The organism is Pseudarthrobacter sp. S6 (assembly GCF_050156575.1).
Classification (GTDB): domain Bacteria; phylum Actinomycetota; class Actinomycetes; order Actinomycetales; family Micrococcaceae; genus Arthrobacter.
In genome coordinates this window covers 3,584,260-3,603,786 of sequence record NZ_CP189581.1, presented here as the reverse complement: position 1 = coordinate 3,603,786, position 19,527 = coordinate 3,584,260, and the positions used below count along the sequence as shown (strand labels likewise).

General features: G+C 66.1%; 20 protein-coding genes. 13 read left to right on the top strand and 7 right to left on the bottom strand.

The features are described from left to right. The first annotated feature begins 42 nt into the window (after positions 1-42). Positions 43-1,503 (top strand): amino acid permease, encoded by a 1,461-nt coding sequence (locus ACQCS0_RS17280; protein WP_354155225.1) that lies wholly within the window; start codon positions 43-45, stop codon positions 1,501-1,503. 77 nt (positions 1,504-1,580) lie between these two features. On the opposite strand, the gene ACQCS0_RS17275 is transcribed toward ACQCS0_RS17280, so the two are convergent. Both ACQCS0_RS17275 and ACQCS0_RS17270 read right to left on the bottom strand, forming a co-directional pair. Continuing rightward, the gene (locus ACQCS0_RS17275; protein ID WP_354155226.1) at positions 1,581-2,339 is read right to left on the bottom strand and encodes a dienelactone hydrolase family protein; all 759 of its coding nucleotides are present in this window, start codon (positions 2,337-2,339) and stop codon (positions 1,581-1,583) included. Positions 2,340-2,437: 98 nt separating this feature from the next. After that, positions 2,438-2,611 carry a CsbD family protein gene (locus tag ACQCS0_RS17270; RefSeq protein ID WP_282330097.1) on the bottom strand — a complete coding sequence of 58 codons (174 nt, stop codon included), beginning with the start codon at positions 2,609-2,611 and terminating at the stop codon, positions 2,438-2,440. Between the two features lie 133 nt (positions 2,612-2,744). On the opposite strand from ACQCS0_RS17270, the gene ACQCS0_RS17265 reads away from it, so the two are divergent. From ACQCS0_RS17265 to ACQCS0_RS17240, 6 genes are all read left to right on the top strand, one after another. Further along, positions 2,745-3,203, top strand: coding sequence for an SRPBCC family protein (locus tag ACQCS0_RS17265; RefSeq protein ID WP_354155227.1), 459 nt, complete (start codon positions 2,745-2,747; stop codon positions 3,201-3,203). Further along, positions 3,203-3,865 carry a pentapeptide repeat-containing protein gene (locus tag ACQCS0_RS17260; protein ID WP_354155228.1) on the top strand — a complete coding sequence of 221 codons (663 nt, stop codon included), beginning with the start codon at positions 3,203-3,205 and terminating at the stop codon, positions 3,863-3,865. The genes ACQCS0_RS17265 and ACQCS0_RS17260 overlap by 1 nt, the downstream gene beginning before the upstream one ends. A gap of 90 nt (positions 3,866-3,955) precedes the next feature. Continuing rightward, positions 3,956-5,167, top strand: coding sequence for an acetyl-CoA C-acyltransferase (locus tag ACQCS0_RS17255; RefSeq protein WP_354155229.1), 1,212 nt, complete (start codon positions 3,956-3,958; stop codon positions 5,165-5,167). Continuing rightward, on the top strand, positions 5,167-5,991 hold the full coding sequence (locus tag ACQCS0_RS17250) for an enoyl-CoA hydratase/isomerase family protein (RefSeq protein ID WP_426938855.1): 825 nt from the start codon (positions 5,167-5,169) through the stop codon (positions 5,989-5,991). The genes ACQCS0_RS17255 and ACQCS0_RS17250 overlap by 1 nt, the downstream gene beginning before the upstream one ends. Beyond that, on the top strand, positions 5,988-6,848 hold the full coding sequence (locus tag ACQCS0_RS17245) for a 3-hydroxyacyl-CoA dehydrogenase family protein (protein ID WP_354155231.1): 861 nt from the start codon (positions 5,988-5,990) through the stop codon (positions 6,846-6,848). The genes ACQCS0_RS17250 and ACQCS0_RS17245 overlap by 4 nt, the downstream gene beginning before the upstream one ends. A 9-nt stretch (positions 6,849-6,857) precedes the next feature. Then, the gene (locus ACQCS0_RS17240) at positions 6,858-7,466 is read left to right on the top strand and encodes a GNAT family protein (RefSeq protein WP_354155232.1); all 609 of its coding nucleotides are present in this window, start codon (positions 6,858-6,860) and stop codon (positions 7,464-7,466) included. Positions 7,467-7,500: 34 nt separating this feature from the next. Here ACQCS0_RS17240 and ACQCS0_RS17235 read toward each other — a convergent pair whose 3' ends face one another. Then, positions 7,501-8,310, bottom strand: coding sequence for an SGNH/GDSL hydrolase family protein (locus ACQCS0_RS17235; protein ID WP_354155233.1), 810 nt, complete (start codon positions 8,308-8,310; stop codon positions 7,501-7,503). 198 nt (positions 8,311-8,508) lie between these two features. On the opposite strand from ACQCS0_RS17235, the gene ACQCS0_RS17230 reads away from it, so the two are divergent. The 3 genes from ACQCS0_RS17230 (at position 8,509) to ACQCS0_RS17220 (ending at position 11,484) form a co-directional block, all read left to right on the top strand. Further along, entirely contained in the window at positions 8,509-9,204 is a 696-nt protein-coding gene (locus ACQCS0_RS17230) for a tyrosine-protein phosphatase (RefSeq protein WP_354155234.1), read from the top strand. Next, the gene (locus ACQCS0_RS17225; RefSeq protein ID WP_354155235.1) at positions 9,201-9,362 is read left to right on the top strand and encodes a hypothetical protein; all 162 of its coding nucleotides are present in this window, start codon (positions 9,201-9,203) and stop codon (positions 9,360-9,362) included. The genes ACQCS0_RS17230 and ACQCS0_RS17225 overlap by 4 nt, the downstream gene beginning before the upstream one ends. Positions 9,363-9,471: 109 nt before the next feature. Next, on the top strand, positions 9,472-11,484 hold the full coding sequence (locus tag ACQCS0_RS17220) for a S1 family peptidase (protein WP_354155236.1): 2,013 nt from the start codon (positions 9,472-9,474) through the stop codon (positions 11,482-11,484). Positions 11,485-11,554: 70 nt separating this feature from the next. Here the strand turns inward: ACQCS0_RS17220 and ACQCS0_RS17215 are convergent, their stop codons facing one another. Then, complete coding sequence (locus tag ACQCS0_RS17215) at positions 11,555-12,001, bottom strand: hotdog fold thioesterase (RefSeq protein ID WP_354155237.1); 447 nt, start codon at positions 11,999-12,001, stop codon at positions 11,555-11,557. A 131-nt stretch (positions 12,002-12,132) separates the two neighbouring features. Here ACQCS0_RS17215 and paaZ point away from each other — a divergent pair, with 131 nt between their 5' ends. Beyond that, positions 12,133-14,235 carry a phenylacetic acid degradation bifunctional protein PaaZ gene (gene paaZ, locus ACQCS0_RS17210; protein WP_354155238.1) on the top strand — a complete coding sequence of 701 codons (2,103 nt, stop codon included), beginning with the start codon at positions 12,133-12,135 and terminating at the stop codon, positions 14,233-14,235. Between the two features lie 73 nt (positions 14,236-14,308). Further along, complete coding sequence (locus ACQCS0_RS17205; RefSeq protein WP_354155239.1) at positions 14,309-14,704, top strand: VOC family protein; 396 nt, start codon at positions 14,309-14,311, stop codon at positions 14,702-14,704. Positions 14,705-14,732: 28 nt separating this feature from the next. Here the strand turns inward: ACQCS0_RS17205 and ACQCS0_RS17200 are convergent, their stop codons facing one another. The 3 genes from ACQCS0_RS17200 to ACQCS0_RS17190 all read right to left on the bottom strand — a co-directional run bounded on the left by ACQCS0_RS17200 (position 14,733) and on the right by ACQCS0_RS17190 (position 17,276). Next, entirely contained in the window at positions 14,733-15,338 is a 606-nt protein-coding gene (locus ACQCS0_RS17200; protein ID WP_160673990.1) for a TetR/AcrR family transcriptional regulator, read from the bottom strand. Between the two features lie 101 nt (positions 15,339-15,439). After that, positions 15,440-16,795, bottom strand: coding sequence for an AMP-binding protein (locus ACQCS0_RS17195; protein WP_354155240.1), 1,356 nt, complete (start codon positions 16,793-16,795; stop codon positions 15,440-15,442). A gap of 7 nt (positions 16,796-16,802) precedes the next feature. After that, on the bottom strand, positions 16,803-17,276 hold the full coding sequence (locus ACQCS0_RS17190) for a hotdog fold thioesterase (RefSeq protein ID WP_354155241.1): 474 nt from the start codon (positions 17,274-17,276) through the stop codon (positions 16,803-16,805). Positions 17,277-17,430: 154 nt separating this feature from the next. On the opposite strand from ACQCS0_RS17190, the gene pta reads away from it, so the two are divergent. Further along, entirely contained in the window at positions 17,431-19,515 is a 2,085-nt protein-coding gene (pta, locus tag ACQCS0_RS17185) for a phosphate acetyltransferase (protein ID WP_354155242.1), read from the top strand. Positions 19,516-19,527 lie beyond the last annotated feature (12 nt).

Sequence of the window (19,527 nt, the reverse complement as noted above, 5' to 3'; positions counted from 1 at the left end):
GGTTTCCGGTTCCGGCCAATCCCCTACCCACAAGGAATTGTTGTGCCTCAAAGTACCCCCACAGAACTCGAGAGCCCCACGGCGCAATCCGCCGTTGTCGACTCCACCCTCAGCGCCGAGGGCTACAAAAAATCCCTGAGCGGCCGCCAGGTGACCATGATTGCCATGGGTGGCGCCATCGGCGTCGGCCTCTTTATGGGTGCCGGCGGACGCCTGGCCTCCACGGGCCCCGCCCTCATCTTCTCCTACGCCATTGCCGGCGTCATCGCCTACCTGCTGATGCGGGCCCTGGGCGAGCTGATCATGTACCGCCAGACGTCGGGTTCCTTCGTCAGCTACGCCGGTGAAATGTTCGGCAAGAAGGGCGCGTACCTGTCCGGCTGGATGTACTTCATCAACTGGGCCATGACCGGCATCGCCGAACTCATTGCGATCGGACTGTACTTCCAGTTCTTCTTCCCCAACGTGCCTGTTGAACTGTCCGCCATCGCAGCGCTGCTGCTGCTCGTGGGCGTCAACCTCCTGAGCGTCAAGGCGTTCGGAGAATTCGAATTCTGGGCCTCCTGCCTCAAGGTCGGCGCCATCTTGATCTTCCTTGCCGTGGGCACCTTCATGGTGGTCACCAACGCCCGGGTGGGCGACGGGAACGCTTCCGTGAACAACCTCTTCGCGGCCGAAGGCGGGATGTTCCCCAAGGGCGCCCTGGTGATGATCCTGGTCCTGAACGCCGTGATCTTCGCCTACAACGGCATTGAGCTCGTCGGCATCACTGCCGGTGAAATGCAGGACCCCGCCAAGGAAGTTCCCAAGGCCATCCGCGCCGTCGTCTTCCGCATCGTGGTGTTCTATGTCGGTTCCGTGACCCTCCTGGCCATGCTGTTGCCCTCGGACCAGTACGTGGCGGGTACCTCGCCGTTCGTCACCGTGTTCGGGCAGATGGGCCTCGGCTGGATGGGCGACGTGATGAACATGATCGTCATCACGGCCGCACTGTCCTCCTGCAACTCTGGCCTGTACTCGATCGGCCGGATCTTCCGCACCATGGCCAACAACGGACACGCTCCGGAGTGGCTGACCAAGATGTCCAAGAGCCACGTGCCGTATGCCGCCATCCTGGCCATCGGCGCCGTGTACCTCGTAGGCATTTTGCTCAACATCTGGCTCGGCGGCTCACACGCCTTTGACCTGGCGCTCAACTCCGCTTCGATCGGCGTGATCTTCACCTGGGGAGCCATCTTCGCCAGCCAGATCGCGTTGCGCAAGAAGAAGGGCAAGGTTTCCTCCCTGCCCGCACCCGGCGGAACCTGGAGCAGCTGGGCCGGCCTGATTGCCCTGCTGGCCATCACGGTGCTCATCGGCTTTGACACCATGACCAGCAAGTCCGGCGAGGTCTTCCACCTTGGCCTCTGGACCCTGGCCACCATCCCGTTCTTCGCCCTGGTCCTGTGGCTCGGCTGGCAGAAGGTCCGGAACAACGAGCCCAAGAGCGAGCTGTTCTGCTAGGACGTTCGCCTCTGCGGCCGGCCGCTCTGCAGCCGCCCGCTTAGCGGACGGACGCTAAGAAGTCCGACGACGGCGGGTCACCCTTTCGGGGGCGGCCCGCCGTCGTCGTCCGTGCTCGTGAGGTGCCGGGCGAAGTGGTCTTCGATCCGCTGCCAGGCTTCGGGGGCGGATTCCGGGTCCGGGCCGATGCCCATAACCCGCATCAGCGGCCGGAAAACTGCCGGGCCCAGGTCGGTTTCGTTGAGGAACGCGTGCCCGGCGGTGGGGAATTCCTTGACGCTGTTTTCGATGCCGAGGTTGTCCAGGGCGGTCTGGAGCTTGTCAGCCGCGCCTTTGAGAGTGCGGTCCCGTCCGCCGAAGTTGGCCACGATGGGGCAGGCGCCCCGGAGGGATTCCTCGAGATTGCCGGGCAGGCGGCCGTAGTTGACCGAGGCCGCGTCGAAGCCGTCGCGGGCCACCAGCAGCGCGAATCCGCCGCCCATGCAGAAACCGATCACCCCGGTTTTGCCGGTGGACAGCGGCGAACTGGCCAGCCAGGTGCGGGCGGTGGCAAGGTCGGTGAACGCCCGGCCGCTTCTCGTGACCATGCTCCTCATGGTGCTGACCAGGCAGCGGCGCGGGCCGCCGTCGCTGAACAGGTCCACCGCGAGTGTCAGGTATCCGGCGCGGGCCATCCGGTCGGCATGCCCGCGGACCAGGTCGTTCAGGCCGAAAGCCTCGTGGATCATCAGGACCGCGGGAAAAGGTCCGGGTCCGGCGGGTGTGGCGAGATATCCGCCGAGGGAAGGTGAACCGCCGGCGGCGGCACCCTGGGTACTCAGGTCTACGTACGTCATGGGCCAAGGGTAGCCGCCGATCTTCATCGACGGGATGGGCAGAGACAGGAACGGCGGCGGATCCCGATGGGAATCCGCCGCCGTTCGAATGTCGAGGACTAGTCCTTGAAGGTGTCCTTGACGTTTTCGCCGACCTTCTTGGCGTCAGCCTTGACCTGGTCCGCCTGGCCTTCGGCTTTGAGTTTGTCGTTATCCGTGGCGTTGCCGGTCGCTTCCTTGGCCTTGCCGCCCAGGTGCTCTGCTTCGTTACCGATCTTGTCTCCGAGGCCCATGTGTCTGGCCGCCTTTCGTTTCCCGTTGAACTGACAATGCCTTTTCAGAATAACACAAAGCATGCTTACTATTTCAAGGGATCCGAAGACGGGTTGCCTGACGGATGTCAGTGCCCCCGGCTAGGCTCGAAGCATGGTACACAGCACAAGCCTGACCCAGCACATCCATGCCACGCCGGAAAAGGTTTGGGCGGTCATCTCGGACATCCCGGGCTCCGCAGCCACCCTGTCCGGCATCGACGCTGTGCAGATGCTCAGTGACGGGCCCTACGGCGAAGGGACGCGCTGGAAGGAAACGCGCACAATGATGGGCCGTGCGGAGACTGTGGAGGTGTGGGTGGCGCAGGCCGATCCTCCCCGCAGCACCGTGGTCAAGGCGCTCCAGGGCGGGGCCGATTACACGTCCCGCTTCAGCCTGGCCGAGCGTGACGGCGGGACGGCCCTGACGCTGACCTTCGGCGCCGACGTGGTCAAACCCACGTTCGTCAGCAAGGTGACCATGGCACTCTTCGGGAAGCTGGGCATGAGCATGACGCGCAAGGCGCTTGCCAAGGACCTGGCGGAAATCGCGGCCAAAGCCGAGTCGCTCTAGTGGCGGCAAAGGCCCCCAAGGTAACGGCTCCCCGGCTCTCGCCGGTCAGCCTGGAGGATGTCACGGATAATCCCGCCCCGCACTTCCAGCGTGGTGAAAGGTACGACGGCGTCCGGTACAGCCGTGCGGCGGCCGACGGTCTGGAGCTGAGCGGCACGGATTTCGCCGAGTGTGAGTTCCAGGGCGTCTCCTTCAATGACACCCAGCTCCGCGGGGCCACTTTCCGGGATTGCATTCTGTCCGAGGTGTACGCGCCGGTGTTCCGGGCCGCCCGCTCCACCTGGCGGGACGTGCAGCTGAACAATCCGCGGCTGGGATCGGCTGAACTGTATGAGACCGGCTGGCAGTCTGTCCGGATCGACGGTGGCAAGCTGGACTTCCTCAATTTGCGCGGGTCCAAGCTGACCGACGTCGTCATCAGCGACTGCATCATCAACGAACTGGACCTCGGCTCCGCCTCCGGGACGCGTGTGGCGCTGAAGAACTGCACCATCGGAACCCTGGATCTCACCGGCGCCCGGCTGAAGGACTTTGACCTTCGTGGCACGGATTTCCGCACCATCAGCGGCCTCGGGAACCTGGCTGGTGTGGTGATCGACCATTATCAGCTGAGCCTGCTGGCGCCGCTTCTGGCCGGGCATCTCGGCCTCGTGGTTCTGTGAGTGTACTCTTTATAGAACGAACGGTCGGTAAATAGGGCGGTCACTGGACGGTCCCGAATATTCCGGCTCCCTGGCGTAAAGGATGTTCTGATGGTCGAGGCTTTTCTTGTTGGCGGTGTCCGCACTCCCGTGGGCAGGTACGGCGGTGCGTTGTCGGCGGTCCGCCCGGATGATCTGGCTGCACTGGTGATCCGCGAGGCCGTGTCCCGAGCGGGCCTGGATCCGGACAGTGTTGAGGAAGTCATCCTGGGCAATGCCAACGGTGCGGGTGAGGAAAACCGCAACGTCGCCCGGATGGCCACCCTGCTGGCCGGGCTTCCCGTCCACATCCCCGGCATCACGGTCAACCGGCTGTGCGCGTCGGGGCTGAGCGCCATTATCCAGGCCAGCCACATGATCAAGTCCGGCGCCGCGGATGTGGTGATTGCCGGCGGCGTGGAGTCCATGAGCCGTGCGCCGTGGGCCCAGGAGAAGCCGGCCGCGGCGTTCGCCAAGCCGGGCCAGATCTTCGATACCTCCATCGGCTGGCGCTTCGTCAACCCCCTCTTCCAGAAGGGCGGCCTGGCGCGGGACGGCAAGATGACTTACTCCATGCCGGAAACCGCCGAAGAAGTGGCCCGCGTGGACGGCATCACCCGCGAGGACGCCGACGCCTTCGCGGTCCGCTCCCACGAGCGGTCCCTCGCCGCCATCGCCGCGGGCCGGTTCAGGGAAGAGATCGTCCCGGTGACGGTCAAGTCCCGCAAGTCCGAAACGGTGGTGGACACCGATGAAGGCCCCCGTGCCGGCACCACCCTGGAGGTCCTTGCCGGGCTGCGCCCGGTGGTTCCGGGCGGTTCCGTGGTCACGGCCGGGAACTCGTCCACGCTGAATGACGGCGCTTCGGCCATCATCGTCGCGTCCGAGGCCGCCATCGCTCGTCTTGGCCTGACGCCGCGGGCCCGGATCATCGACGGCGCCTCCGCCGGCTGCGAACCCGAGATCATGGGCATCGGCCCGGTCCCGGCGACGCAGAAAGTGCTCGCCCGGAGCGGCCTGAGCGTTGGTGACCTGGGCGCCGTCGAGCTTAACGAAGCGTTCGCCACGCAGTCGCTCGCGAGCATGCGCCGGCTCGGGCTGGACCCGGAGATTGTGAATAACGACGGCGGCGCCATCAGTCTGGGGCATCCGCTCGGTTCAAGCGGTTCACGGCTCGCCATCACCCTGCTGGGCCGGATGGAACGCGAGGATGCCAGGATTGGTCTGGCCACGATGTGCGTCGGCGTGGGCCAGGGCACCGCGATGCTGCTGGAGCGTGTCTGATGCCCGCCCCGGAAGGCGCGAACGGGCACTTGAGCCCCTCCCCAGACAGCGCGAACGGACCCTTGAGCACCGTTGACTTCGGCACCCTCTTGGTCGAGGAGCGGGAAGACCGGGTGGTGGTCCTCCTCAACCGCCCGGAAGTCCGGAATGCCATCGACCAGCAAATGGTGGACGAACTGCACGTGATCTGCGCTGCGCTGGAGCAGAATCCCAAAGTCCTGATCATCTCAGGGGTGGACGGCGTCTTTGCCTCGGGTGCGGACATCGCCCAGCTGCGCGAGCGGCGCCGCGATGATGCCCTGCAGGGCATTAACTCCACGATCTTTGTGCGGATCGCGAAGCTGCCCATGCCGGTCATTGCCGCCCTGGACGGGTACTGCCTGGGCGGCGGCGCCGAGCTCGCCTATGCTGCGGATTTCCGGATCGGAACGCCCAGTGTCCGGATCGGCAACCCAGAAACAGGGCTGGGGATCCTGGCCGCGGCCGGGGCCAGTTGGCGGTTGAAGGAGCTCGTGGGGGAGCCTCTGGCCAAGCAGATTCTGCTCGCGGGCCTGGTGCTCAGGGCTGAGGAGGCCCTGGCTGCCGGCCTCATCACCGAAATCCACGAGGCACCGGACCTGCTGGATGCCGCGCACAGCCTGGCGGACAGGATCGGCCGCCAGGACCCGCTGGCCGTCCGGATCACCAAGTCGGTGTTTCACGCCCCGGCCGAGGCCCACCCGCTGATCGACCAGCTGGCGCAGGGGATCCTCTTTGAATCCCAGGCCAAGTTTGACCGCATGCAGGCGTTCCTCGACAAGAAATCAGAGAAGAAACAATCATGACGAACCCGAACCTTCCCTCCACAGTCGGCGTCCTGGGCGGCGGCCGCATGGGCGCGGGAATCGCCCACGCGTTCCTGATCAAAGGGGCCAACGTCCTGGTGGTGGAGCGCGATGAAGCGTCCGCCGAGGCCGCCCGTGAACGCGTGGAAGCCGCGGCGGCCAGGAGCATCGAGCGTGGAGCAGTTGACGGCAACCTGGATGAGATGGTCTCCCGGCTCAATGTCACCGTGGATTACGACGACTTCAAGGACCGCCGGCTGGTGGTCGAAGCCGTCCCCGAAGACTGGGACCTGAAGATCACCTCGCTCCGCGGCATTGAGGAGCGACTGAGCATTGACGCGTTCCTGGCGTCCAACACCTCGTCCCTGTCCGTGAATGGCCTGGCCCGTGAGCTCAAGCGCCCGCAGAACTTCCTCGGCCTGCACTTCTTCAACCCTGTCCCCGCTTCCACCCTTATTGAAGTGGTTCTTGGCGAGCGGACGTCCCCGGACCTGGCTGCAGCGGCGAAAAGGTGGGTCGACGCACTCGGCAAGACCGCCGTCGTCGTCAATGACGCACCGGGCTTTGCCTCCTCGAGGCTGGGCGTGGCGATCGCGCTGGAGGCCATGCGGATGGTGGAGGAGGGCGTGGCATCGCCGGCGGACATCGACAACGCCATGGTCCTGGGCTACAAACACCCCACCGGCCCGCTGCGGACCACTGACATTGTGGGCCTGGACGTGCGGCTCGGCATTGCCGAGTACCTGCAGTCCACGCTGGGGGAGCGCTTCGCCCCGCCGCAGATCCTCAAGGACAAGGTGGCCCGCGGAGAGCTTGGACGGAAGACCGGCAAGGGATTCTTCGACTGGGCTGAGTAGGATTTCCGGGTGATCCTCTTTGAACCCCTCACCCTGACCGGCAAGCACGTCATCCTCGAGCCGCTGCGCCGCGATCACCATGATGGCCTGGTGACGGCCACGCAGGATGGCGAGCTGTGGCAGCTCTGGTACACCTCTGTTCCCGCGCCGGAGGGGATGGCCGCGGAGATCGAGCGCCGGCTGGCCCTGCAGGAGGCGGGGTCCATGCTGCCGTTCACCACGCGCCTCATCGACCCGGCAACGGGCGGCCCGGGCCGGATCATCGGAATGACCACGTACATGAATATCGACGCCGGCACTCCACGCGTGGAGATCGGCTCCACCTGGAATGCCGCGTCAGTACAGGGCACCGGCACCAACCCGGACTCCAAGCTGCTGCTCCTGCGCCACGCGTTCGAGACCCTTGGCTGCCCGGCGGTGGAGTTCCGGACGCACTGGCTGAACCACCAGTCACGCGAAGCAATTTCCAGGCTTGGTGCGAAGCAGGACGGCGTGCTGCGCAACCACTCCCGGACCGCGGATGGTGTGCTGCGGGACACTGTGGTGTTCTCGATCCTGGAGCACGAATGGCCCATGGTCCGGAACGGGCTTGAACACAGGCTCGCCAGGCACGCTTAGCGCCCCAACCGCCGAAACGCCCCGACGGGAGGGGCTAGTTCAGAACGAAGGCGCCCTGGCTGACCAGACTTGCATAGTAGCCAAGGCGGTAGCCCTTCCCGGTGGGATGGAAGTTGGCGGGGTCCAGGATGTTGGTGGCGTTGAAGTTGATCCATGGCGCCGCGGAACCCACGCCGTGGTCCGCAAAGGCACCCGTAACGTCGACGAACGAGGAGCCCGTAACGCCGGCGACACCTGCGATGACAGCGTTGAGCCCGTCCACCATGGGGTTGGCCACCGCGGCGAACGGGTGGTTAGGAGCGAAGAGGCGCGGATAGCCCGTCAGGACGATCTTGGCGGTGGGGGCTTGGTACCGGATGGCGCCGACCGTTGTTGCCAGGGCAGTGGCCAGCGTCCCGTCCGTCAGTTTTTCCTGCGCGGCACCCAGGGCGCCTCCGCACGCTGCTGACGATGGGGCTGGCAGGCAGGCCAGGAGTATGCCAGTGGTGCCGATGTCGTTCGCGCCGACCGTGATGGTGATGACCTCTGCGCCACTGACGCTGGCCGGGAGATTGGCGGCGACCGCTCCGGTTGTATACCCGGAGCAGCCGGCATTTATGTTCAGCTGTATGTCCTTAAGGTTGTCCGCAATGGCCGGGTACCCCTTGCGGCTCACGTAGCAGGTCGGGTCCGTGTACGGTGCCGCGCCCTGCCCGGCGGCGTAGGAATCGCCCAGCGCCACATAGTCCGCCTGGGGCGGCGGGGCCGCTTGTGCCGGGATGGCTGCGAAGCCCAAAGCCATTGCCATGGTGGCGAGGCCGGCCCCAAAAGCCGAGCGCCGCCGTCGTACTGCTGAAGTTGCCATCGAATTTCCCCTTTTGACTATCAATTGGACGAGTGACACAGGGCGTGTAACAGCCAACGTACGCCTCGCGCAAAGGTCCGTCGTCGGGTCGGAGTACCCGTCTTTTCCGCGCCCGGTACCTGCCCGGTAACTGCCCCGCGCGTGCATGCGGCAACGGCTTTGTGGTTAGCTGTCCGGGTGGAGACGACAGGGGGAGCCGTGGGCTGGGACGGAGCCGTGAATGCCTGGCACGTTGCCGGCCGCGTTTACCGGATAGGCCGCCGTGAATGGCTCACCGCGGCAGGTTGGCGGCAGGCGTACGACGACGGCGTCCGCACCGTGATTGATCTCCGTAACTCCCGTGAAGCGCGGCGCCGGGACACCGACCCTGACGTGCCCGAATCGGCCTGGTCTGGCATCAGGATCGTCTCGGCACCCACAGAAGAACCCGATGATCCGCGGTTCACCGCCGTCTGCGGGCCGTACCTCAACGACCCCGCCCACTATCTGCACAATGTCCGGCTCTACCCGGCAAAGTTCGTGGACATATTCCGCGCCATCGGGGCAGCCGAGGCCGGCGCCGTCGTCGTTCATTGCGCGGCGGGCCGGGACCGCAGCGGAATGGTCGCAGCCATGCTGCAGGACCTTGCCGGCGACCCGGATGACCGCATCGCCGACGGTTACGCCAAAGCCGCCCGCGGCATCAACGAACGCTTCCGGACCCACGGCCCGCCCCATGCCGGCGAACGCTACATCGACGACGCTGAACTGACACCCCTGCTTGAGCGGCGCGGCCGGGCCGCGGTGGAGTTTGTCCGAGAGCTGGACACGCGAACCTTCCTGCTGCGCAACGGCCTGTCCGAGGCCGAACTCGGCGCCGTCCTGAACCTGCTCGGCAGCCGGGTGGCGCCATGAATTCCGAGACGTATGTGGCAGCGTCGCTCGCAGTGGCGGGAGTGGTGATGCTTGTGCCCGGGCCGTTCTGGGCCGTCCTCGCGTCAGATTTCGGGACCACGGAAGAGAACTTCGGGCTCGGCGACGGAACGGTCGGCGGCGAGTGGCTCCCGGGCTAGATCGTCCTCATGGTGGGCGGGGCAGTTTTGTGCCTGGCCGCGGTGGTCGCCGCGTACATGGCACGGCGGAGCGATACAGATGAATAGAACGAAAGTGACGGCACCCAGTTTGAAACGTGTATTTGCAGCAGCAGCGGCTGCCGGAGTGGCACTTTCCGTGGGGCTCGGGGCCGTGCCGGCCTGGGCTGTAGAGCAGCCGGCGGTTGAGCCGTCTGCGGTTTCGGAAAGCCCGACGGCGGGTGGTTCCGGGGTCAGTGACGTTCAGTCGAGTGCCGTGCAGCCGAGCGACGCGAAGCCCAGCGATGCCGGCCTTCACAAAGCCGCCCTCCGCGATCTTGGCCTGACCCCCGAGGAGTTTGCTGCTGCGGGCCAGCTGGGCAAGCAGGCCGCGGACGTTGCCGGGGCCCTGCGGGACATCCCCGGCTACCTCGGAACACGGATCCGCGAGGGCAGCATTCTGGTTGCCGGCTCCGGAGCCGAGCTGGAGGCTGAGGTGGCCAGGCTCAGCGCGGCTATCCCGGCCGTTGCCCTTGACGCACCGTCCGCCGCGCCGCCGTCGAACGCTGCTTCTCCCGCAGCCGGTACCGAACTGGCCCGGAGCACCCAGGACCTGTACCAGGCGTACCTCCGCGACGTGGGCGCGGTGGGGTTGCAGGCCGTGGCGTTCACCGGCAGCAGGTTCGTAGTCCGTACGGGCGGCATCAACGGGTCCGAGGCCACGGTTCCTGATGTGGCCGCCGGAAATCCGAGTCTTACCGGCCCCAACCGCACCAGCCCCATCGCGGACGGCAAGATCTCGGCCGCCGAGTTCGTGGCCCGCTACGCCAACGTGGAGCTCGACGCCGGCGCGCCGCTCGCGCCCGAGGCAGACGTCCCCGGAGGATTGGGTTACGCCGCTGACAACGGCATTATCTGTTCCACAGGTTTCTCGGCCTTCGACTCCGCTGGCCTCCCCGCAGTCCTCACGGCCGGCCACTGCAGCGCTGACGGCGATGCGGAGACGGCCACGCTCCAATTCCAAGGGGTGCCTGCCGGGTTACTCGGAAAGTTTGGCTTCAGCCAGTTCGGCGGACCTGGAAACTCCACCGTCCTGCATCCGCTGGACCCAGCCAACCCCGGCAACGTCGGAACGGATATCGCCGTCATTGAGGAACTCCGCGCGGACCTGGACCCATTGCCCGCCGCCAGTACGTGGGGCGATCCGTCAGAGCCGGGCCCGGACGTCAAGATCATCGGAACGGCTGCCCCTGTTGTTGGCCAGCCGGTCTGCCGCTCCGGCCGCACGTCAGCATGGTCCTGCGGAACCACCGACGAGGTGGGGATCTACGTGGTCCGGGGCATCACGTCGGCCCCCGCAGACCTGCGGGCCTTCAACGGTTTCCTGTCCTTCGACGTCCAATCCAGCGGCGGAGATTCCGGCGGGCCCTGGGTCAGCGGGAACTACGCAGTGGGCACACACTCGGCCGGGGATACCCCCGATGAGAATGGCCGCTTCGTCAAGAACTTCGCCATCGCCGCCACGCTCGACGACGCGATGGCCGTGCTCCCCGGCTACCAGCTGGAACTTTTCCTCAACAAGCCAACGGTGACGTCGCCCGCGCCGGGGGCAACGTTCGACGCCGGCCAGACCGTCACGGGTGTGGTGGCCGCGGCTCCGGCATCGGCTGTCGCGGCCGGTTCGAAGATCAGGATCACCGTCAGTGGACGGGCGCCTGTTGAAGTGCCCGTGGATGCCGGCGGTGCGTGGTCGTTTACTGCCCCTGCTGTGGCCGGACCGCTGCGTTTCACGGCCGAAACGGTCAACGGATTCAGCACGTCCGGAGCCGTGGCCTTCGACTTCACCCCGGTCAGCCAGCTTTCCCCGCCGGCCCCGACCCCCGTAGTAATCCCTGCTGCCGCAGCGCCGGCTGAGGTACCAGCCGCGAACGGTGCGGTGCCTTCGGCAGATGACAGCGCCGGCGTCGTACGTCCGCTGGGTGACAGCCGGGCGGCTAGCTTGGCCAATACTGGAGCGTCCGGGCTGGTTCTGTTCGCCGGGCTCGCGGCCGGTGCGCTTGCCGTCGGCGGTGTGTTCCTGGTCTTGGTGAAGCGGCGGAAGCGGCAGCGCCCCACCCGCAGTTGACCTATCACTTAGCGTCGTCATCAGCGTCAGATGGCGACGTTAAGTGATACGGCAACCGGGGGTGGGAGGGTTATTCCTTTGGCTTCATCAGCAGGTTGGTGATGCGCAGCGTGCAGAGGCGCTGACCGGCGTCGTTGGTGATCAGGACCTCGTGCGTGGTCAGGGTGCCGCCGAGGTGGATGGGCGTCGCGGTGATAGTGATCTGCCCCTCGCGCGCCGAGAGGTGATGCGTCGCTGAGACGTCCACGCCCACGGCAGTTTTTCCCAACGTACTGGCGTGGATCACGGCCGCCCAGGAGCCCACAGCCTCGCCCACCGCCAAGGACGCGCCGCCGTGGAGCAACCCGAACGACTGCCTGTTGCCCTCCACCGGCATCGTGGCCACCACGCGCTGGACCGATTCCTCCAGGATCTTCACACCCATCTTCTGGTCGAGTTCGCCGAGGACGATCTTCCACGGGGCAGCACCATGGGCGGTGGCGTCCCGCGCACCGGCGTCGGGGGATAGGGCGCTCATGGGTCTCCTTTGTCGAGGCTGAACTTCCAGTGTGCAGTACGGCACAGTCATGTACTGTAGACATATTACCGAACGGACGGTCAGTAAAGCCGTGGCCCCGTTTGTCCCCGTGTTGGAAGGACCCGTCAACGATGACCACCACTGCCGAAGCCACAGTCGACACAGCCCAGACCGTTCCCAGTTTTGTCCAGGATTCCTGGTGGACTCCCGACCCCGGTTCGGCAGCTTCGGCTGTCCCCGTACGGGATGCGAGCACCGGGGAAGTCCTGGCCAAGGTGAGCACCGACGGCCTGGACCTTGCCGCCGTCGTGGATTACGGCCGCACCACGGGACAGGCTGAACTGGGCAAGCTGACCTTCCACCAGCGCGCGCTCAAGCTTAAGGAGCTGGCGCAGTACCTGAATGCCCGGCGCGAGCATTTCTACACGTTTTCGGCCCAGACCGGTGCCACCAAGATCGACTCGATGATCGATATCGACGGCGGCATCGGCGTCCTTTTCACGTTCGGCTCCAAGGGCCGGCGCGAGCTGCCTAATTCGCAGGTGGTGGTGGACGGTCCCATGGAGGTGTTGTCCAAGGACGGTTCATTCGTGGCCGAGCACATCTACACGCGCATTCCCGGTGTTGCGGTGCAGATCAACGCGTTCAACTTCCCGGTCTGGGGCATGCTGGAGAAACTCGCGCCGGCCTTCCTCGCCGGGGTCCCCACCATCGTCAAGCCGGCCACCCCCACCGGGTACGTGGCGGCGGCCGTGGTGAAGGCGATCATCGAATCCAACATCCTGCCCAAGGGCTCGCTGCAGCTCATTTCCGGTTCCGTCCGCGGCCTCCTGGACGTGCTGGACTACCGCGACCTGGTGGCCTTCACCGGCTCCGCGTCCACCGCGCTGTCCCTGAAATCGCATCCCAACGTGGTGCAGGGCGGCGTCCGGTTCACGTCCGAAACGGACTCCCTCAACGCCGCCATCCTTGGGCCCGACGCGGTGGAGGGCACGCCGGAATTCGATGCCTTTATTAAGTCCGTGGTCACCGAAATGACGGTCAAGGCGGGCCAGAAGTGCACGTCCATCCGACGCGCCATCGTCCCGCAGGAGCTGGTGCCGGCGGTGATCGCCGCCATTGGAAAACGGGTGGACGAGCGTGTAGTGCTGGGGGATCCCCGCGCCGACGGTGTCACCATGGGCGCTTTGGCGTCGCTTGAGCAGCTCGCCGACGTCCGCGCCGCGGTGCAGTCAATGCTCGACGCCGGCGGTGAGCTTGCGTACGGAACGCTCGATTCGCCGTCGGTCACCTCTGCCGGCGGTACCACGGGTGTAGTGGATGCCGGTGCCTTTATGTCGCCGGTGGTGCTGAGCTGGGCTGACGCAGAGACCGACGCGATCCACTCGCTGGAGGCGTTCGGCCCGGTAGCCTCCGTGATCGGATACAAGGACCTGCCCGACGCCGTCTGGCTCGCCGCCCGGGGCGGCGGCTCCCTCGTGGCATCGGTGTGCACCAACGATCCGGCCGTAGCACGCGAACTGGTCACCGGGATCGCCGCGCACCACGGCCGTGTCCTGATGCTCAACCGTGAAGACGCCCGCAGCTCCACCGGCCACGGGTCCCCTGTCCCGCATCTGGTCCACGGCGGCCCCGGCCGCGCCGGCGGCGGCGAGGAACTGGGCGGCATCCGCTCGGTCATGCATCACATGCAGCGCACCGCTATCCAAGGCTCGCCCAACATGCTCACCGCCGTCACCGGCCTCTGGCACACCGGGGCGGACCGGAACTTCACTATGGAGACCGAGGGGACGCACCCGTTCCGGAAGCCGCTGGCTTCGTTGCGGATCGGCGACGCCGTCCGGTCCGGCCTGCGTGAAGTGTCCCTGGCGGACATTACGGCGTTCGCCAACTCCACCGGAGACACCTTCTATGCCCACACCAACCGGGAAGCGGCCGAAGCCAACCCGTTCTTCCCGGGCATCGTGGCGCACGGATACCTGCTGCTGAGCTGGGCCGCCGGACTGTTCGTGGAACCGGCGCCGGGCCCGGTCCTGGCCAACTACGGCCTGGAGAACCTCCGCTTCATCACACCCGTGGCTGCCGGGGATTCCATCCGGGTCACCCTGACGGCAAAGAAGATCACGCCGCGCGAAACGGACGAATACGGCGAGGTGGCCTGGGACGCGCTCCTGACCAACCAGAACGACGAGATTGTAGCCACCTACGACGTCCTCACCCTGGTCGAAAAGTAGCCCCCATTTGGATCTTTCCGGGTTGCCGCGGCGTAAAATTTCCACCGTAGGAGGTGGCGAAATGAACCTAGCCATGAACACAGCCACAACCATCCTGCCCGTCGATGACGCAGCGCGCGCCCGCAGTTTCTACACCGAAAAACTGGGCCTCCCGCACCGCGGAATGACGGACAATGGAAGCGAATTACTCGGTAGCGACGGCGGCCCGATGCTGCAGTTGTTGCCGGTCTCGGACGGGAAGCACTCCGAGCACACCGCCCTCAGTTTCGAGGTGCGAAACATTGAGCGGATCGTGCAGGACATGGAGGCCAAGGGCGTCCGGTTCCAGGACTACGACCTGCCCAACCTCAAGACCGAGAACCACATCTGCACCACGGACTCCGAGAAATGCGCCTGGTTCATGGACACGGAGCACAACATCCTCTGCGTTCACGAGACGTTGGGTATGCAGGCCGAATACCAGCTCTGACCGCCCGGTGGTTGAGCTTGTCGAAAACCTAGTGCTGCGCGTGGAGCCCGTCGAACGCGATGGTGATGACGTCGTCGGCCAGTTTCTCCGGTGTGAGGGAGCCGCCCGGTTTGTACCATTCGACGATTGAGTTGATGGTCCCGAACAGCAGGCGCGTGACGGTGCGCGGATCGATGTCCTGGCGCAGCGATCCTTCGTCGCGGGCTGCGGAAATGAGGGCGGCCACCTCGTGATCAAACGCGCGACGCCGTTCCAGGGCGTCGCGCTCAATGTCAGTATTGCCCCGCAACCGCAGGAGCAGCGTGACGAACGGCAGCCGCTCTACGAGTACCGCCACGGTCTGCCGCAGGACAAATTCCAGCCGCGCATCCGCCGCGCCGCTTTGCGCGCCGGGCTGTTCGAGGATTGATTCCAGGCCGCCCAGCGCATGGTCGAGCGCGAGCTTCAGGAGGTCGCCCTTGGACGGCACGTGGTGGTAAATGGCTGATTTCGAGATGCCCAGGTTCTCGGCGAGGATTCCCATGGACGTGGCGTCATAGCCGTGCCGGTTAAAGACGTCGACGGCGATGAGCAGCACCGACTGTTGGTCGTAACCGGGACGGCCGCGCTTGTTGGGGGCTGCTGTAGTGGGCATACCTGCTATTTTCCCATGAACGTTCGGTAATCCCGGCAGCGGCGCAGCAGACCCGCAGGCCGGGGCCCCAAGTGTCCCTTCGCGCTGGAAGGTGGCGGGCCCTATGCCTTGGGCCGGAGGTCGTAGATCCGGCGCAACTTCCCGTTTGACCGCTCCAGCGAGCCGGGGTCCACCACGTCAACGGCGCACGAAGAACCCACATGGATCTTGATCTGTTCCTGCAGGGCGCGCGCCGCCGTCGTGCTCTGCTCGGGGGTGACAGCGTCCCGGCGTTCGATCCTGACAGTGAGCTGGTCCATCCGCTGGCCTTCCGGGCGGGTGAGTTCGAGCTGGAAGTGCGGGCTGAGTTCGGGGATGCGCAGCGCGATCTCCTCGATCTGGGACGGGAAGAGGTTCACGCCGCGCAGGATGATCATGTCATCGCTGCGGCCGGTGATGCGGCCCATCCGGCGGTGCGCGGGGCGGGCCGTGCCGGGCAGGAGGCGGGTGAGGTCCTTGGTGCGGTAGCGGATGATCGGCAGGGCTTCCTTGGTGAGCGAGGTGAATACCAGTTCGCCGTGTTCGCCATCGCGCAGCACGTTTTCCTTGCCCACCGTGGGGTTGAACGCGTCAATGATTTCGGGGCGGAAGTGGTCCTCCCAGATGTGGCTGCCGTCCTGGGTTTCCACAGCTTCCCCGGCGACGCCCGGGCCCATCACCTCGGACAGACCGTAGATGTCGCACGCCTTGATGTTCATGGTCACTTCGAGTTCGTGCCGCATCTCCTGCGTCCACGGCTCGGCGCCCAGGACCGCGTACTTGAGGGAGGTGGACGTCGGGTCGATGCCCTTGTGTGCCATCGCGTCGGCGATGGTGAGCAGGTAGGTGGGCGTGGCCAGGATGGCGTCCGGCGCGAAGTCCTGGATGAGCTGGATCTGGCGTTCGGTCTGCCCGCCGGACATCGGGATCACGGTGCAGCCCAGCGCTTCCGCGCCGGCGTGCGCGCCCAGTCCGCCGGTGAACAGGCCGTAGCCGTAGGCGTTGTGGACCTTCATGCCGGGCCGGACGCCGGACGCCCGGAGGCAGCGGGCCACGAGTTTGGCCCAGTCGGCCAGGTCCTGTTTGGTGTAGCCGACGACGGTGGGCCGGCCCGTGGTGCCGGAGCTCGCGTGCACGCGGGCTACTTCGCTCTGGGGGACGGCGAACATGCCGAAGGGGTACTCAGCGCGCAGGTCTTCTTTCGTGGTGAACGGGAAGTTGCCGAGGTCGCTCAGTTCGCGCAGGTCCGTAGGGTGAATGCCGGCGGCGTCGTACTTGCGCTTGTACAGCGGCACCCGGCTGTAGGCGTAGGCGACCGTGTGCTGCAGGCGGGTGAGCTGGAGGGCCTCGAGCTCATCGCGGGAGATGGTTTCCTCGCGGTCCAGGATGGCATTGGCAGGTGCCTGCGGTACGGGAGTTTCGGGGGCGTGGAGGGTCATGGTTTTCCTACTTCTTGGGGATGGTGCGGCTGCGTCCGCGGAACTCGGCAATGAGTTCCCCGGGCGTGCCGGAACTGGGTAGCGAATCGGGCTGGGCACCGCCGTCGGCCGCGAAAATCTGGATGTCGTACAGGCCGCTGCGGCCCGAGCTGGACCGGCGGTCCGCGACGGCGGTGATCACCTGGCCGCGGTAGGCGGGCTTCAGGAAGTTGATGTCCACGCCGGCGGCAACGGTGATGTTGTTGATCTCTCCCGGCGTCGGGTTAACCGGATTGCAGGCCAAGGCGAAGGCGGAATCGGCGAAGGCGAAGATCATTCCGCCGTGCGCCATGCCGAAGCCGTTGAGCATTTCCTGCCGGAGTGTCATGCGGATAGTGGCGTGCCCGTCGCTGACGGCGAGGACTTCAATGCCCATCCATTCGGAGGCATAGTCGTTTTCCAAGATGGGGTGGGTGGCCCCGGAGAGTGCTGCTTCAGCCATGCGTCATTGCCTCCAGCTTTATTTACCGAATGTTCATTAGGTAATCCCAGATGCAGGTCCGATGTCAAGGGCGCGGCGGTTTCAGGTGCCCTGTGACGGGCCCGGAAAGTGCAAGGATGGAGATACCGGCACCACGCACAGCAAAGGGCGGACCATGGCCAAAGGCATCTACGTCAGCGCGACCACCCCGGGATCGGGCAAATCGCTCGTGGCTCTGGGCCTCGCGGACACACTCCACCGGCACGCGGACCGGATCGGGTTCTTCAAACCGGTGGTCCACGGCCCGGATGCCGCCGAGGACCCCATGGTTGCCCTGATGAAATCACGCTTCGCGCTTGACGACGATCGGTGCCGGGGCGGGCTGACGTCTGCCGAGGTGCGGGCCCTCCTGGCCGGCGGAAAACGCGCCGACATCGATGCGCGCTGCGTGGAGATCTTCGCCGAGATCGCCAGGCATTGCGACGTAGTGATCGTGGAGGGGACGGACCTCACCGGCCAGGACGCCGCCGTCGAGTTTGACCTCAACGCCCGGCTGGCCAACAACCTGGCCGCGCCCGTGGTTGCCGTGGTGGGCGCCAAGGGGCTCAGCGTCGCGGAGGCCGCGGCCGCCGTCGAGGTTGCCCGCAAGGAGTTGGCGGCCGAAAAGTGCACGCTGCTGGCCATCATGGTGAACCGCGCGGACCCTGAATTGGTGGCGGAGATCGCCGCGGAGATCAAGCCCGGTGCATCCAGCCGGCCCGTGTACGTCCTGCCGGAGCTGGAGGAGATCGCCCGGCCTACCACCGGCGAGGTTGCGGCGGCCCTTGGCGTGCGGCAGATTGCCGGCCTCGCGGACATGGAACGCGACGTCCGGGACATCAAGGTGGCCGCCATGAACGTGGGCAATTTCCTGAACGTGCTGGACGAGGGCGCCCTGGTGATCGTTCCCGGCGACCGCGCCGACGTGATGGTGGCCTGCCTGGCGTCGTCGTTCTCGCCGGAATTCCCGGTGCCGTCTGCGCTGATCCTGACCGGCGGCCTGTCCCCGGACGCCAACATCTACCCGCTCCTGGCGCAGGCCCCGTTCCCTGTGTTCGCAGCGAGCGAGGACACCTACACCACGGCCAAGCGCGTCTCCGAGGTCCGCAGCGAGATCTGGTCCGGGCACCGCCGCAAGGTGGCTTCCGCGCTGGGCCTGTGGTCCAGACGGGTGGATGAGGCTGAGCTCGTGGAGCGCCTCCACCTGCCGCGCCTGGAACGGATGACTCCGCTGCGGTTCCTGCATGACCTCATCGAACGGGCCAGGGGGCAGCGCCGGCACGTGGTGCTGCCGGAGGGAACGGACGTCCGGATCCTGCAGGCCGCCGAAATCCTGCACCGCCGCGACGTCTGCGACCTCACCCTGCTGGGACCTGATTCGCAGGTCCGTGAGCTGGCGGCGGCCAACGGCATCGACCTCGCCGGGATCAACATCGTGGACCCGGCCACCTCGGAACTGCGGCAGGGGTTCGCGGAAAAGTACGCCGAGCTGCGCGCGCACAAGGGCGTGGACCTGCCAAAGGCACTGGAAATCATGCAGGACGGCAGCTACTTCGGCACCATGATGGTCCAGCTGGGCGTGGTGGACGGCATGGTATCCGGCGCCGCGCACACCACGGCGCACACCATCCGCCCCGCGCTGGAGTTCGTGAAAACGCGCGACGGCGTAAAGATCGTGTCCTCCGTGTTCCTGATGCTGATGCCGGACCGGGTACTGGTCTACGGCGACTGTGCCGTGAACCCGGCTCCCAACGTGGAGCAGCTCGCGGACATCGCCCTCGCCTCGGCCGAAACGGCGGTCCAGTTCGGGGTGGAGCCGCGGGTGGCCATGCTGTCCTATTCCACCGGCGGCTCGGGCTCCGGCGAGGCCGTGGACGAAGTCCGGCAGGCCACCGAACTGGTGCGTGCACGCCGCCCGGATCTCGCCATCGAGGGCCCCATCCAATACGACGCCGCCGTAGACGCCTCCATCGCGGCCTCCAAGATGCCCGGCTCGTCCGTGGCAGGGCAGGCGACCGTGTTCATCTTCCCGGATCTGAACACCGGCAACAACACGTACAAGGCGGTGCAACAGAGCTCCGGGGCGGTCGCCGTCGGGCCCGTCCTGCAGGGCCTGCGCAAGCCGGTCAACGACCTCTCGCGCGGATGCACCGTGGAGGACATCGTGAACACAGTGGCCATCACGGCCATCCAGGCGCAGGTGCCCACGCCCCAGGGTTAACGCCCGACGGCG